Origin of the sequence: Paenibacillus sp. GbtcB18 (assembly GCF_019091125.1) — a bacterium.
Taxonomy (GTDB): domain Bacteria; phylum Bacillota; class Bacilli; order Paenibacillales; family NBRC-103111; genus Paenibacillus_F; species Paenibacillus_F chitinolyticus.
In genome coordinates this window covers 1-427 of the sequence record NZ_JAGXJX010000141.1, presented here as the reverse complement: position 1 = coordinate 427, position 427 = coordinate 1, and the positions used below count along the sequence as shown (strand labels likewise).

The following is a 427-nucleotide window of genomic DNA, read 5'->3' as shown; positions in this document are numbered from 1 at the left end:
GTAACTAGAATCATCCAAACCTTTTGGTTTTGATCGATGTAAAGCGAGGTTATATGCTGAGAAGTGATTTGTTAAGCGCAGCTTAATAGCACGAGTCAGGATATAACGGAGCGTTGGGTCAAGCTAATAAGGGCACACGGAGGATGCCTAGGCGCTAGGAGCCGAAGAAGGACGTGGCGAACGACGAAATGCCTCGGGGAGCCGTAAGCAGGCTTTGATCCGGGGATGTCCGAATGGGGGAACCCAGCTGTGGTAATGCGCAGTTACCATGCAGTGAATACATAGCTGCATTGGAGGCACACCCAGGGAACTGAAACATCTAAGTACCTGGAGGAAAAGAAAACAATAGTGATTCCGTCAGTAGCGGCGAGCGAACGCGGATTAGCCCAAACCAAGGAGCTTGCTCCTTGGGGTTGTAGGACGTCAA

The 427-nt window shown here is 50.6% G+C and carries 1 rRNA gene; it reads left to right on the top strand.

Annotated features, from left to right (window positions below):
- Positions 1 to 116: 116 nt before the first annotated feature.
- Positions 117 to 427: ribosomal RNA gene (locus KVT34_RS29885) — 23S ribosomal RNA — on the top strand; the annotation flags it as partial.